Annotated in this window: 12 protein-coding genes; 8 read left to right on the top strand and 4 right to left on the bottom strand. The window is 52.0% G+C overall.

Annotated elements, in window-relative coordinates:
• The first annotated feature begins 194 nt into the window (after positions 1-194).
• Positions 195-3,014 carry a M16 family metallopeptidase gene (locus ACJJIB_RS15525; RefSeq protein ID WP_444886760.1) on the top strand — a complete coding sequence of 940 codons (2,820 nt, stop codon included), beginning with the start codon at positions 195-197 and terminating at the stop codon, positions 3,012-3,014.
• A 135-nt stretch (positions 3,015-3,149) separates the two neighbouring features.
• On the opposite strand, the gene ACJJIB_RS15520 is transcribed toward ACJJIB_RS15525, so the two are convergent.
• Positions 3,150-3,761: a glutathione S-transferase family protein gene (locus ACJJIB_RS15520; protein WP_252082433.1), complete on the bottom strand. Its 612-nt coding sequence runs from the start codon at positions 3,759-3,761 to the stop codon at positions 3,150-3,152.
• 90 nt (positions 3,762-3,851) lie between these two features.
• On the opposite strand from ACJJIB_RS15520, the gene ACJJIB_RS15515 reads away from it, so the two are divergent.
• Positions 3,852-5,213, top strand: a complete 1,362-nt coding sequence (locus ACJJIB_RS15515) for a metal-dependent hydrolase family protein (protein WP_444886759.1) — start codon at positions 3,852-3,854, stop codon at positions 5,211-5,213.
• 60 nt (positions 5,214-5,273) lie between these two features.
• Here ACJJIB_RS15515 and ACJJIB_RS15510 read toward each other — a convergent pair whose 3' ends face one another.
• A complete protein-coding gene (locus ACJJIB_RS15510; protein WP_444884270.1) occupies positions 5,274-5,984 on the bottom strand; it encodes an SIMPL domain-containing protein in 711 nt (236 codons plus the stop codon).
• Here ACJJIB_RS15510 and ACJJIB_RS15505 point away from each other — a divergent pair.
• Complete coding sequence (locus ACJJIB_RS15505) at positions 5,956-6,252, top strand: hypothetical protein (RefSeq protein ID WP_444886758.1); 297 nt, start codon at positions 5,956-5,958, stop codon at positions 6,250-6,252. The genes ACJJIB_RS15510 and ACJJIB_RS15505 overlap by 29 nt on opposite strands.
• 133 nt (positions 6,253-6,385) lie before the next feature.
• On the opposite strand, the gene ACJJIB_RS15500 is transcribed toward ACJJIB_RS15505, so the two are convergent.
• Both ACJJIB_RS15500 and ACJJIB_RS15495 read right to left on the bottom strand, forming a co-directional pair.
• Entirely contained in the window at positions 6,386-7,132 is a 747-nt protein-coding gene (locus tag ACJJIB_RS15500; protein WP_444884271.1) for an aspartate/glutamate racemase family protein, read from the bottom strand.
• Between the two features lie 100 nt (positions 7,133-7,232).
• Positions 7,233-8,429: a hypothetical protein gene (locus tag ACJJIB_RS15495; protein WP_444886757.1), complete on the bottom strand. Its 1,197-nt coding sequence runs from the start codon at positions 8,427-8,429 to the stop codon at positions 7,233-7,235.
• A 75-nt stretch (positions 8,430-8,504) separates the two neighbouring features.
• Here ACJJIB_RS15495 and ACJJIB_RS15490 point away from each other — a divergent pair, with 75 nt between their 5' ends.
• The 5 genes from ACJJIB_RS15490 to ACJJIB_RS15470 all read left to right on the top strand — a co-directional run bounded on the left by ACJJIB_RS15490 (position 8,505) and on the right by ACJJIB_RS15470 (position 14,034).
• The gene (locus tag ACJJIB_RS15490) at positions 8,505-8,945 is read left to right on the top strand and encodes a VOC family protein (RefSeq protein ID WP_444884273.1); all 441 of its coding nucleotides are present in this window, start codon (positions 8,505-8,507) and stop codon (positions 8,943-8,945) included.
• Between the two features lie 60 nt (positions 8,946-9,005).
• The gene (locus ACJJIB_RS15485) at positions 9,006-10,112 is read left to right on the top strand and encodes a hypothetical protein (RefSeq protein WP_444884274.1); all 1,107 of its coding nucleotides are present in this window, start codon (positions 9,006-9,008) and stop codon (positions 10,110-10,112) included.
• Positions 10,109-10,780, top strand: a complete 672-nt coding sequence (locus ACJJIB_RS15480; RefSeq protein WP_252082419.1) for a GntR family transcriptional regulator — start codon at positions 10,109-10,111, stop codon at positions 10,778-10,780. Before ACJJIB_RS15485 ends, ACJJIB_RS15480 begins: the two co-directional genes overlap by 4 nt.
• Before the next feature lie 396 nt (positions 10,781-11,176).
• Complete coding sequence (locus ACJJIB_RS15475; protein ID WP_252082417.1) at positions 11,177-12,526, top strand: aspartate aminotransferase family protein; 1,350 nt, start codon at positions 11,177-11,179, stop codon at positions 12,524-12,526.
• 122 nt (positions 12,527-12,648) lie between these two features.
• Complete coding sequence (locus ACJJIB_RS15470) at positions 12,649-14,034, top strand: glutamine synthetase family protein (protein ID WP_444884276.1); 1,386 nt, start codon at positions 12,649-12,651, stop codon at positions 14,032-14,034.
• Positions 14,035-14,562 lie beyond the last annotated feature (528 nt).

Genomic DNA, 14,562 nt, shown 5'->3' with positions numbered 1-14,562 from the left:
GCTTCTCTCTGTGATGTATTTATTTGGGCACTTTAGTGCCCATTTTTTTGTCTCAAGATTGATGTAGTGACCTGGTGCCTCATTCTGGTGTCAGGTTTTTGGTTCGTTACTGCGGAGGGCGAGCCGGTAAATGGATTAGATACTGGCCTAAACTTGCCATCCTGAATCCGCGGTTATTACTAGGGAGTGACAATATGGACTTGCGTCCAGTGTTCTTCAGTGTCGTTATCGCTACTGCCGGTCTTGCCGGCTGTAATCAGTCTACCGATGATACCCCCCACGCTCTTTCCGTGGACAAGGAGGCCGCAGCCAGCAGTAAAGATGCGGCTACGGATCAGAAAGCATTCGTACCGCCTCCTCAACTGGATATTCCCTTTCACAAGGAAGTTTTGCCTAACGGACTGACCGTTATTGTGCACGAGGATCGCAAGGCCCCGGTTGTCTCTACCAACATCTGGTACAAGGTGGGCTCCAAAGATGAGCCGAAGGGTAAAACCGGCTTTGCGCACTTATTTGAACACCTTATGTTCAATGGCAGTGAGAACTTTCCCGGCGAATACTTTGAACCCTTTCAGCGCTCCGGTGCTACCGACATGAACGGCACCACGAGTAACGATCGCACCAATTACTTTGCCACAGTTCCCAAGGGAGCTCTGGATATGGCTCTGTGGATGGAGTCTGACCGGATGGGCCACTTCCAAGGCGCTATTACCCAGGAGGTGCTGGATGAGCAGCGCGGAGTGGTTAAAAACGAGAAGCGCCAGGGAGAGAATGCGCCCTACGGCAAAGCTTTTGATATTATTGCCAAAAGTACCTTCCCTGCGGATCACCCCTATTCATGGACACCTATAGGTTCCATGGAAGACCTGGATAATGCCAGCCTTGAAGATGTAAAGAAGTGGTTTGCAGATCACTATCAACCGGCCAACGCCACCCTGGTTATTGCCGGTGATATCAGTGTTGATGAGGCGATGGCCAAGGCGCGCAAATATTTTGCTGATATTCCCAGTACTAAAGTGCAACCTCGAATCAAAAACTGGGAGTTACCCACCCAGGTGAAAAAGCGCGAAGTTGTTCACGACCAAGTACCGCAAACCCGTATTTACAAGGTTTGGAATGTCCCCGCCATTGGTAGTGAGGAAGAGCATGCCCTGGAGCTGATGACTTCGCTGCTGGCAAATCGTAAAAATTCCTTGTTATATCGCCGATTGGTTCGGGATGAAAAAGTAGCAACCAGTGTGAGTGCTTTTTATTACGGTCGTCAGTTGGCAGGTCAGCTGATTATTGTGGTGGATGTAAAGCCGGGGCAGCCTGTCGATAAAGTGGAAAAGCTTTTAGATAAAGAGTTGCAGCAGTTTGCTAAAAATGGCGTCAGCGCAGAAGAGCTGCGCCGGGTTAAGCAGGGTGAATTCGCCAGCCTGGTAAAAGGATTGGAAAAAACCGGTGGCTTTGGTGGTAAGAGCGATATCCTCGCCCGTTCGGAATTTTACTATGACGATCCCGGCGCACTTCTGAAAGGTGTTGAAGAGTATGCCAAGGTTTCCGCTCGTGAGGTGCAGGATGTTGCAGAGCAGTGGCTGAAAGATGACTCTTACACTTTGATTATCCAGCCTCAGCAGCAGTTCACCGCAGTCACCGAGGGGGCAGACCGCAGTAAGCTGCCGGAGGTGGATAAAAATGTAGAGCTGGAATTACCTAAGCAGCAGAACTTTACCCTGAAAAATGGTCTTCGGGTTGTTTTGGCTGAGCGCCACGATACGCCGGTTGTGTTAATGAATCTGCAATTTCGCAGTGGCGCCTCAGCAGACAAAAGTAAACCCGGGCTCGCTTCAGTCGCGGCACAAATGTTGAATGAGGGCGCCGGCAATCTCGATAGCTTGGAGTTTAGTGCCAGAGCCGAGGAGCTAGGGGTAAGTATTGGTGGTGGCAGTGGTTTGGATTACAACTCCATCAGTATGAGTGCCCTTAAGTCACAGTTGAAACCCTCACTGGAGTTATTTTCCAAGGTAGTAACCGAGCCCCGTTTCCCCGAGTCTGATCTCGAGCGGGTAAAGTCCAATCGCCTGGATGCCATCGCCCAGGAAAAGGCACAACCCCAGGGATTGGCACTGCGTGAGTTGCCGCCACTGCTCTTTGGTAACGAGCATCCCTATGGCGCCCCCTTGACCGGCTCTGGCACACCTGAAGGCATTAAGTCGATCACTCGCGAAGATCTGGTGAACTTCCAGAATACCTGGGTGCGTCCCGATAATGCTACTCTCACCATTGTTGGTGATGTGACAGAAAAAGAGATCGAGCCGCTCCTGAATGAAACCCTGGGTGGCTGGAAAGCGCCTAAAGAGGAGTTGCCACAAATTGATGTGGCCAAGGTGACGCGTCCAGAAAAGGCTAGGGTTTACCTCCTGGATCGTCCAGGCGCCCAGCAAAGTTTCATCATGGCTGGATTGGTGATGCCACCTTGGCAGCCGCAGGGTGCTGAAGCTTTTGATGCGATGGCCAATACGATCGCTGGCAAGTTTACCTCGCGGGTTAATATGAACCTGCGTGAAGACAAGCATTGGTCTTACGGCGCCCGAGCGGTTTCCATGGATACGGAAGGTCAGCGGCCCTACATTCTGTTTGCCCCAGTGCAGACCGATAAAACAGCCCCGGCCATCAAGGAATTAATCAAAGAATATCAGGAGTATTTGACTGACCGCCCCATTACCGAGAAGGAGTTGGAAGACTATCGAAACGATGAGGTGCTAAAACAGAGTGCACGCTTCCAAACCAAAGGGCAGTTATTGTCCAGTATCAACTGGCAGGTGGAAAAAGGTTTGCCGGAAGATTACATTGCCGATTATCCCCAAAGGGTGGCCGCTTTGAATAAGGAGCAGGTAGAGTCCTCTGCGCAAGAGTTTCTTGCACCAGATCAATTTACCTGGGTCATTGTTGGCGATCTGGAAAAGATTAAGGGAGAGGTTGAAGCCCTGGATATTGGTCCTGTAGAGGTACTACCCGCAAAAGATCAATAAAAAATTGATGTCATACTAAAAACGCCCCGGTTTCTTATAAACCGGGGCGTTTTTTATGGGCGTTTAGTGGTTTTTTTCAAAACCTGATACCCTCCACTGGGCAGGCTATTCCGAATAGTTTTTCAGAAATTTACCTCAGGCCTTGAAGCTTGGGCGCTGCTTGAGCTGCTCACGCCAGCGGATCAGGTGGGGGTGTTTTTCGGCATCCGGACGCAGATTCTGTACTTTGCCAAAATCGAGACTGCACACCATGCTGATATCGGCTACTGAGAAATAATTTCCAACCAGAAATTCATGATCAGAGAGGTGGTCGTTTAGAGCCCCCATAAATTTTATCGCTCGTTTACCCGAATCCTCGCCGAATTCAGGATAGACATTCATGCGGTCCTTGAAAAAGCCAGAAACGTGTTGGAAGCACATTCCTACTGGAAACATTAAGTTGAAATCGGCACGGCGATTCCACATTTCCACTAGGGCTTTTTCTTTTGCATCGCGGCCAAAGAGTGCCGGCTCCGGGTGTAGTTCTTCGAAGTATCGTTGAATCGCTACGGACTCAGAGATATAAGCGCCATCATCCAGTTCCAATACGGGAACTTTCTTGTTGATATCTTTACTGCGATATTCGGGGCTGAGGTTTTCGCCCTTGGTAATATCTACATGGGTAAATTCAACTTCGATGCCTTTTTCCGCAAGATACATGCGAACTCGACGACAATTGGGGGCGCTTGCAAACTCATAGATCTTCATAGGGCTTCCTCTCGCCTCGGCGATTGCGTTAAATTGAGCAGCTGTCCATAAAAACATTACAAATCTAAAAGAGACTTACTGGTGACGACAATGACCACAAGTTCCAAGAGAGGCTGCTTCTTTCGCCGCACAGTCACGGCGCTGGCTGTTTTTGCCGGTCTGTTTTGCCAGCAGGCTACTGCTGAAGAACTCGCTATTTATGCGGGAAAACTCTTCAATAGCAGCAATGGAAAACTGTTAGAGAATCGCACCATTCATATTGTGGATGGCCGTATTGAGTCGGTACAAAAAGGGTTTGCCAAGCGGGAGCGGGAAATTCTTGTCGACTTGCGCAATTACACTGTGCTTCCAGGATTGATGGATATGCACAGCCACCTCACTTATGAGTTTGGTCCTCGTGCTTATACGGAATCTTATACCTGGAATCCGGCAGACTTCACTCTGCGCGGTGTCGATGCGGCCAGCCGTACCTTGCAGGCGGGCTTTACCACCATCCGCAATTTGGGTGATCACGATAATGTCACCGTCAGTCTGCGGCGAGCGATTGAAGCAGGCACTATTGAGGGACCGAGGATTTACACTGCGGGAAAATCTATCGCAACCACCGGTGGTCACGCCGACCCCACGAATGGTCGCCGCCATGACTTAGTAGGGAATCCCAGCCCGGCCGATGGTGTTGTGGATGGGCCTATTTCCGCGCGCAAGGCGATTCGTCAGCGCTATAAGGATGGTGCAGACCTCATCAAAATCACTGCTACTGGCGGGGTGCTGAGCGTTGCCAAAAGTGGGCAAAATCCACAATTTATGCAGGATGAGTTGGAGGCAATTGTTGCCACTGCCAAAGATTATGGCTTTACCGTGGCGGTACATGCCCATGGTAAGGAAGGCATGATTCGAGCTGTTCGCGCCGGTGTGAACTCCATTGAGCACGGCACTTACATGGATGAAGAGGTGATGGATCTCATGCGTAGGAACAACACTTGGTTTGTTCCGACTTTGATGGCCGGAGAGTGGGTAACTGAGAAATCTGCGATTGATGGTTTTTTGCCCGAAATTGTTCGTCCCAAGGCCGCCACTATGGGGCCTCTAATGCAAGAGACTTTTTCCAAGGCATATAAACGCGGAGTTAAAATTGCCTTTGGAACTGATACCGGTGTGACCCGGCATGGAGAGAATGCACGGGAATTTGTCTTGATGGTACAGGGGGGAATGACTCCTGCTGACGCCATCCGCTCTGCAACCTGGAATGCCGCACAATTACTGCAAATTCAAGACGAGCTTGGCAGTATCAGCGAGGGCAAACTCGCGGACATCATTGCGGTTGCAGGAAACCCTCTGGAGGATATCTCCGAATTGCAACGGGTGCAGTTTGTCATGAAGGAAGGCAAGGTTTTCAAATACCCCAGCGAGCCGGCAGTAGAGGTATTTCTGGAGCATGAGGAGAATGGTTGATAGCTGTGAGTAGAATACCGGCACCGCATAGAATTGCGGGGCCGGTATAGAAATAATTGATTATTTCAGCTCGAAGACCAGGTCCAAATTGACAGCTACGGTAGTCTCACCGGGGGCAATAGGGGTTGAAGCACTGTCTTTCATTGACTCCATCTGGCCCCTTAACATCATAGGGCGGGGCATACCGCCGCTACCCTGTTCAGAAATACTCACGATTCGACGAACCTTCATGCCCAGTGCTTTAGCGTAAATAGTCGCGCGCTCCTGGGCATCCAGTAGGGCTTTTTCGCGAGCCTCAGCTTTTACTGGTTCTGGCTCGCCAATCTCAAAGCTAGGACCGTTAATTTGGTTGGCCCCGGCGGCGGTGAGATCATCCAGTACACCTCCCAGCTCACCCAATTTGCGCACTTTGATGTTGAGGGTATTTCGCGCAGTATAGCCGACGATTTTGGGCTTCTGATCTCTCTGATAATGGTAGCGGGGAGAAAGACTGACGCCGCTGGTTTGAATATCTTTCTTGGCAATGCCGGCCTTCTTAATCGCTTTCATTAGCGTAGCCATTTGTTCGGCATTATCTTGCATGGCTTGCTTACTGTCGTCTGCCTCGGTTACCACGCCTACAGACAAATTGGCAACATCGGGAGCCTGACGTGCCTCACCTTGGGCCGCAATAGAGACCAGGGTTCCCCGTTCGGAGGGAGCCTGCCCATTTCCGCAAGCGGCGATAAGCAGAGTAAGTACTGTGATTGTCGAGAATTTTACTAACTTCATGATTTTTCCTTATCAATCGCTATGGATTTGGCATCACTCCGATGCATTAGGCGCCAAATACTATCAGTGCCTTTCTGAACCGCAGCTGAGCAAGAAGGTCAGCATAACGGATCATCGGGGAGCTGTAGACAAGCTGCTTGGCAATATTGGCTTGCCACTTGGCCGGGAAAGTGCTGCCAACTTAATCAGAGCTAAATTGCTTCTGATAAGTTTCATCTTTCTTGGTAGAAAACAAAACTCAGGAGAAGAAGCTATCGACGTCTGTTAGAAACACGTGGCTGCATTCGTTTTTTAGGATGCTTAATCACAGGCTGTATCTGGCTGGCTAAATCCAACCTCCGTAATTCTTTGAGCCAGAGCTATCGGGAGAGTAGAGATTATAAGGAAGTCTTGGAAGAAGCTCAGTCTGTGTGCTCTATTCGCCTGGAGAGGCTATCGGGAAGGCCCAATGTGTCTTTCGCGGGCGGACGGGCGAAACCACCTGCGCGGGCAATACCTGGGTTGAGCCGTACAAGACCCTCTGCCTGCACGACAGCGGCAGGGACTGGATCGACCACAGGAATCGGCAGTCTGCCAGAAATCTTTGTGGCAAGACCGGCGAGTGGTCCTCCAGCGAGGATGGCGACATCTGCCCGGTCAGTATATGCAGCTTCTTCTACGAGCTGAACCAAGCTCTCGCTAAGCTCTTCCTGTACAGTTTCGATTGATTGGAAACACTCGCTAGGTAGGCGAATGCCGGTGAAGCGATTTTCGAGACCGGCACGCAGCACACCATCACGAAACCAGTCCGCCAAACTATCGCTAAATGTGACTATCGAGAAGCGCTGGCCAAGTGCACAAGCGGTCAGCATTGCCGCCTCGGCAACACCGATCACGGGAATGTCGAATAACTGGCGCGCACCAATGAGACCTGGGTCCCCGAATGCAGAGATGATGACTGCGTCTACCTGTGTGTGGTGTTCAGCAATTGTCTCGAGGATATCACTAGCGATAATTTCGGCCTCGACCCGGCTCGAAATATAAGGAAAGCCGATCTTGGCGGTGGTTGCTACGATTTTGGTGCGCGGAGATGCAACCCTTTGTGCGGCGCCCGCCATTAGTGACGTCATAGATTCTGTGGTATTTGGGTTGAGGAGAAGCAGCTTCATGATTAGGTCCGGGCTCTCCCGTTTTTAAGATTACATCGTCCGCAAAAGTATGGATCAAAGTATTGATCAATAGAGGCTGCCGGCTGGCTTAGCCTGTTAATCAGCATAACAGCGCCTCCGAATTTATTTGGGGAGAGCCAAAAACCTGCTGATAAGTTTCATTTTCATCATGGTAGATAGCAAAGCCCAGGCGCAGCAGCTGTTGGCGCCTGTCGCAAAGGACTGCTCGGGCTTTCAGCTCTTTTTGTAGCTTTTCTGAGTTTTCTGTTGTGCCGCAATCGAACGTGAAAAAGTGGCCATGGCCCTCCTTCAGGTCGTGGTGAATTAGGCGCTCCCGGTTGAGTAGCGGGTGGCTGTTTTTGTCCATTGTGTTCAGGAAGCGACTTTGGGCATTGAGGACATAGCGGTGGATTTTATCTACGGTGATACCTTCGCGTCGGAATAGATCGAAAATGGAAAGACCCTTGTACAGGCAGGAATAATCCATAGTTGCCCCGGCAAATCTCAGCCAGTTGTCCGCATAGCTGACATGGCCACGGCGATTTTCAGGCTCCGCAATTTCGGCAAACCAGCCGGTATTTAGTGGTCGTAGGGAGCAGCCGCGAGGAATGCTCATAAAACACAGCCCTTCGCCGGCACCCAGGTACTTATACGAGCCGGCAGTAAAAAATGCTTTGTCAGCAATACCACTCAGGTCGATTGGGCGGGCAAAAAACCCATGGTAACCGTCGACTACAAACTGGGTTTGGGTTGGCTTCTGCTCGACGATTCGCAATAGGTCGGGGAATACCACGCCAGAATCGAAAAACACCAGGCTGGCATAAGCCAGTTGGTAGTCTCCCGTATGCAGTTCCTGCTCAAAGCGCTCTGCCAGGGTGGAGAAGGGGTGTTTGGGTATACGGGTTACTTGTATGTTGGGCAATTCTTCCAGCCGCTGCAGCTGGCGGGTGAAGCTGTAAAATTCTCCATCTGTAGTGAGGATATGCAGGGGTTCAGTGATGGGAAAGGCACTAAGTAGCCGGTAGACAAGCTCGTGGGTATTGGGGGCAATAGCTATTTGAGAAGCGTCGGGGAGGTTTAGTGTTCGCGCGACGGCACTTTGCCAGGCGGGTATTTTTTCCTGGAAAATAGGTCCCCACTTGTCATCGGCGAGCAGTGCCGCATCCTGCCAGTATTGTTGGACTGCCTCCAAGGTTACATCGGGCCAGTAATGATGGGAGTGACAGGCCATGTGCAGCATGGAGGATGGGCTGCCGCTGGGTGCTTGAGAAAATGCACGATAGAATTTTTTATACATTTACTTTTCGCCAGGCGAAGCTGAATTATTTATTATTCCGCGATTGTAGATCCTGGCAACAGGAAGGAGTAGAGGGTGAGATACCTGCACACAATGGTCCGTGTGGCCAACCTGGAAGAATCCTTAAAGTTTTACTGTGAGAAGTTGGGCTTGCAGTTGGTACATCGCAAAGATTATGACAAAGGGCGTTTCACCCTGGTATATCTTGCGGCCCCTGAGGATGTCGATAGTGCTCGCCAGCATAAAGCGCCCACGCTGGAACTCACTTACAACTGGGATTCGGAGCCCTATAGTGGCGGGCGAAACTTCGGCCACCTGGCTTATGGAGTGAATGATATCTACGCCGTCTGCCAGAGAATGATGGATGCGGGGGTTACGATCAATCGTCCCCCTCGCGATGGCCATATGGCCTTTTTCCGTTCGCCGGACGGTATCTCAATTGAACTGTTACAAAATGGCGAGCCCCTGGAACCGAGGGAACCCTGGAAGTCGATGGAGAACAGCGGCGAGTGGTAATTGGCCCTGGCAAGGCTCTCATTTGACTTTGGCTTTTAGGTAAATTGATAAGGAATTTATGTGAAGAACCGCAGTTGCATTTTACTGGCCGGCGCCAAAGCGGCGCGTAGGGTTCGCGAGGAGGGATTACATCAGGGGCAGTTCTCAACCTTGGTCGGAGCTTCTGGGGGTCCCAAGTGGCTGGTTATCAGTCAGCTGGATCGGGTTCTTATGGGGGCTTTTTTCAAAGGTCGCAGTGAGCCTATTGCGACGCTGGGTTCATCAATCGGCAGTTTTCGCAATATGTGCTACGCCATGGAGAATCCTTTGGCGGCGCTGGAACGTCTGGAATATGGATATATTCACCAGAGCTACGGCGATACCAAGCCTACCCCGGCTGAGATTACGGCGACGGGTGGCGCGATTCTACAGGAAGTGTTAGGGGGAAGTGGTGCGCGCGAGGTGGTGGAGAATCCCTTGTGGCAGAGTCACTTCGTGACAGCGCGTGGGCGTGGCCCCTTGGCAAGTGAAAAGCGAGCCATTCTGGCCCCGGCGCTCTTTACGTCTGCGTTGGTCAATGCGGTTTCCAGACATAGCCTTAAAGCCTTTTGGGAGCGTGTAGTGTTTCACTCCCGAGCCCAGGCTACTGTGAAGTTTGGCAATCTGAGTACGGCGAATGCCCCTCTCACTCGGGAGAATGTTCGTGAGGTGGTGCTCGCCAGTGGTTCTATACCACTGGTAATGGCGGGTGTGCGCAACCCGGCTGGCGCACCCTTGGGAAATTATCGCGATGGCGGGATTACAGACTACCACTTTGATTTGCGCTTCAGTCATCCACGTGGATTAGTGCTCTACCCGCATTTCTTCCCGTTTATGGTGCCCGGTTGGTTCGACAAGGGGTTGTCCTGGCGACGTGTGCGTGGCGATGCCATGATGTCGACACTACTGATCGCACCGTCGCCGGGGTTTGTGGAGCGGTTACCATTTGGCAAGATCCCGGATCGCAACGACTTTTATAAGATGCCCTCGGATGAGCGTGTGCGCTATTGGAAAAAAGTGGTGGAAATGAGCCGGCAGGTGGCAGACGACTTTTATGAAATCTGGCAGACCGGCCGGGTAGCAGATCATCTTATCGAAGTGGGTTCCGATGATTTGCCCCATAAGTTGCAAAAGGTTGGGGCCGCATGAAGATGGCACCAGAATTTAGCCCTCCGCAGGAGGAGTTTCGCACTACTCAAGAGCGTGTGTACTTTCAGGTGCGAGATGCCATTCTGCGTGGCAAGTTTTTGCCGGGGCACCCGGTCACTATCCGGGGTTTGGCGGCGGACTTGAATTGCAGCCCGATGCCTGTTCGTGAGGCCTTGCGGCGCCTGACCTCGGAGCGAGCGCTAGAGCTGTCTGATACCCGCCGTGTCACTGTGCCCACTATGACGCCAGAAAAGCTCGCAGAGATTTGTGCGGCACGGGTTGCGCTGGAGTGTCAGGCCGCAGAGCAGGCGCTGCCCTTTGTAGGACGGGGGGCTCTTGAGCGGTTACGACAGCTAGATGCTCGAGTCACTAAAGCGCTCAGAGAGAAGGATATCGAGGAGTATGTGACGGCCAATCTCGATTTCCACTTTACCCTCTATCGCCTGGGGCATCCCCATATCATCCTCTCGCTGATAGAGAGCCTATGGCTGCAAACAGCTCCCCTGCAGCACCTGGTGTTCCAGCGCTTCGGTGTACAAGAGTTGCCAGACCGTCACGAGGACCTGCTAGGTGCGATTGCCGATGGCGATGTGGCGCGAGTGCGCCTTGCTATTCGTCAGGATATTGAGGAGGGGCTCGGCTCAATTCCCGCCGAAGAATTACTCTAGGGCTTAGGCCGGCGCTTTTACAGTCATTTTTATAGGAGCCAGCCCAGGCCAACAAGCCCGACCTTTTTAGCCATCTTGATAGGTCGCTGTGAGAGTCTTCACGTATCCCTGTTGTAAGGGTTCTTGTTGCCGCAATTTCAGTTCAAGATTTTCTCCTAGCTAAGGGTAACTGCGGTTCTGGACCCTATTGTTACCCTGAGGCATAGATAGATCTTGCGCTTCCGTCAGTCTCGCCACTAGAATGTGATCACAAATTTTGGAAGCAATACCCTGTCCGGCAAAGCACGTTAATGGGCTCCGGAGGGTAGGTGATCAATTGCGGGATGACTCATTCGATGCATGCGGGCTCTCGTCCGGTGCTGTGGAGAGCCCCCAGAGCAAAGCCAGGAGCGAAATATGAACAAAAGTGAGCTGCAACAACACGACCGCGAGCACCTGCTGCACCCCTTTACCGACTTCAATGACTTGGGGCAACAGGGCACCCGGGTGATCACCAGTGCTGAAGGCGCTTATATCACCGATATCGATGGTAATCGTCTACTGGATGGCATGTCTGGTTTGTGGTGCTGCAACCTGGGTTATAGTCGCAAGGAAATTAGCGATGCAATCTATGAGCAGCTGAATACCCTGCCGTTCTATAACAGTTTCTTCCAGTGCACTACCGTGCCATCTATCGAGCTGGCAGATGCCCTGGCAGAAGTAACTCCCGCCAGTATGAGCAATGTGTTCTTCACCGGCTCCGGTTCTGAGGCGAATGACACCAATTTGCGCCTGATTCGCCGTTTCTGGGATCTGCAGGACAAGCCCGAGAAGCGCATTGTGATTTCCCGCAAAAATGGTTATCACGGTTCCACCATCGCCGGTGCCAGCCTGGGTGGCATGAGCGGTATGCACAAACAGTTCCAGCCGCTGGATTACATAGAACACGTACAGCAGCCTTACTGGTTTGCCGAGGGCGGGGAAATGTCCCCAGAGGAGTTCGGTATTCAAGCCGCGCGCAGCCTCGATGAAAAAATCCAGGAGCTGGGCCCTGAGAAAGTGGCCGCCTTTATTGCCGAACCTATCCAGGGTGCAGGTGGTGTGGTCATTCCGCCGGAAACCTACTGGCCAGAAGTGAAGAAAGTATTGGATCAATACGACATTCTGTTGGTGATGGATGAGGTGATATTCGGCTTCGGGCGCACTGGTGAATGGTTTGGTGCAGATTATTACGGCCTCAAGCCGGACCTGATGACTTTCGCCAAAGCGGTGACCAATGGTTATTTCCCTCTTGGCGGTACCATGGTAGGTGATCGCGTTGCTGATGTGATCAAGAGCAAGGGCGGGGAATTTACTCACGGCTACACCTACTCTGCGCACCCCGCGGCCTGTATGGCAGGCCTGGCCACTATTAATATCCTGCGCAATGAGAAGATTATCGAGAATGTGCGTGATGTGACTGGCCCTTATCTTGCCAAACGTTGGGCAGAGTTGGCAGAGCACCCCATCGTTGGTGAGGCGCGCAGCCTGGGTATGGTCGGCGCTTTGGAGCTGGTGAAAGACAAGGCCAGCCGCGCCCGCTTTGATGATGACTGTACTGCCGGTGGCGTATGTCGTGATCTGAGTATCAAGCACGGTTTGGTTATGCGTGCCGTGGGTGATGCCATGGTGATTGCGCCGCCACTGATTATTACCACTGAGCAGGTGGATGAGCTTGTGGAAAAAGCGCATCGCGCACTTGACGACACCGCTAAAGCTCTAGCGTAAACTCGGGGTCTAGCCCCTTTTTGGAAGCGGCGCAAGGCTGTCACCCACTATCCGTCAACGGAGAATGCAGGTGACCGCTCTGGGCCGCTTCTGCGGTTTGACAGGATTACCTCAGGCAACTTATGTCACAAGAAAAAGAATTTACTGCCCAACCAGAACTGTTGGAGCAGTCGCGCAAATTCCTGGCAGAACACACGGACCTAAAGTGGATTGAAGGCTTTATGTTCGATATCAATGGTGTCCCCCGCGGCAAATGGCTACCAGCAGAAGCGGCGGAGAAGCTGCTGAAGGGAAGCCTGCAAATGCCGCGTAGCGCTGTCAGCCTGGATATCTGGGGGCGGGATATTGAAGATAGCCCTCTGGTGTTTGCCAGTGGTGACAGTGATGGTGTTTGTCTGCCGGTATCGCCGATCAGTCTGGCGCCCTGGCACCGGGAGGTAACAGCACAGCTGCATATGCAGTTGCACGAGGCGGATGGCTCTTCGCTCTATGCCGATCCACGTGCCCAGCTGCAGCGGGTGGTGGATCGCCTGCAGAAGCTCGGTTATACCGCAGTCTGTGCCACCGAATTGGAATTCTATTTGTTGCGCGATGACGTTGATCACTTGGCGCGCCCGCGCCCAGTCAGCGACAACGATGCCGAACTGGTGCCCTCTACCGATGTATATGATTTGTCTGAGCTGAACGCGCAGCGTCACTTTTTTGCCGATGTGCGTGCCGCTTGTGAGGCGCAGGGTATTCCAGCTGATTCAGTGCTTTCAGAGTGTGCGCCCGGTCAGTTTGAAATTAACCTGTTGCACAGTGCCGATCCTGTCAAGGTGGCGGATCAAACTCTGTTATTTAAGCGCCTTCTGAAAGGCGTGGCGCGCAGTCACGGCTTCCGTGTAAGCACTATGGCTAAACCCTTTGGGGATCAGGCTGGCAACGGTATGCACGTGCATATGAGTTTGATTGATAGCCATGGTAAAAATGTTTTTGATGATGGCAGTGAAGAGGGCTCCGAGCTGCTGCGTCAGGCAGCTGCAGGTATGTTGGCAACCGCCAATGATGCGATGGCATTCTTTGCGCCACACAGCAATTCCTACCGCCGCTTCCAAGAGAGTTCTCACGCGCCGCTGAATTTGTGCTGGGGCTACGACAACCGCACCACCACTTTGCGAGTACCAGCCAGTAATCCCGAGGCTCGTCGTATCGAACACCGCATTGCCGGTGCCGATGTGAATCCCTACTTGGTCTTGGCGGGTATTTTGGCCGGTGTTTGCCACGGAATTGAGAACCAGTTACAGGCTCCCGATCCGGTTGAAGGCGATGCCTATCAGGTGCAAAGCGAGCAACTGATCAATACCTGGAGTGGGGCACTGAAGCGCTTTGATAAGAGTGCGTTGTGGAGAGAATATCTCGATCCTCGGTTTGTCGAACTTTTCCTTATGCTGAAGCGTCAGGAGATGGCGGAGATTGGCGCTCGAGTTACCGATGTGGAATACCAAAGTTATTTGCATCGGGTTTAATCACGGTTTCTCGTGTACCGGCGGCATAAATACTGAACGGCTTTTACGACAGGAATGCCGGCAGGAATACAGGAGAGATCGATACTCTGCTATACCTAAATTTAAGTGCGTAACGTACTTGAAACTCTCCTCCTGAAAGTGTGTTCGAGAAACCTGGCCCGCCTTTTGGCGGGCATTTTTTTGCCGGTCAAAAATAAATACATAGGCTATTTTCTCAGCTCTTTTGCCAAAAAACTCTTGTCACACTTTTCTTTCTATTCATCCTGCCTCTGATGGCTGGGCTGAGAGTAAACCTGGCGCAGGCAAAAATATTTTTAAATGGGGTATGTGCAGCGCAGAGATCTGGTGTAGTTCATCGGCCGATAATGTAATTGATAGAAGTTCGCTGCCTACTTTATTTGGCTTCAGAAGCCACGCGGAAGGGCAGACTGGCCAAGAGAGTGGATTACTTCTGCCTAGCAGTCATTTCCCCGCCAGTGTATTCTTCCGCTTTATCAGCGTAGAGCCCCGGATTGGTCGATTGCTATA

Source organism: Microbulbifer mixtoriginis (SeqCode), from assembly GCF_052467705.1.
Note: the sequence above shows the minus strand (reverse complement) of the source record. Positions and strands in the feature narration are given on the sequence as shown.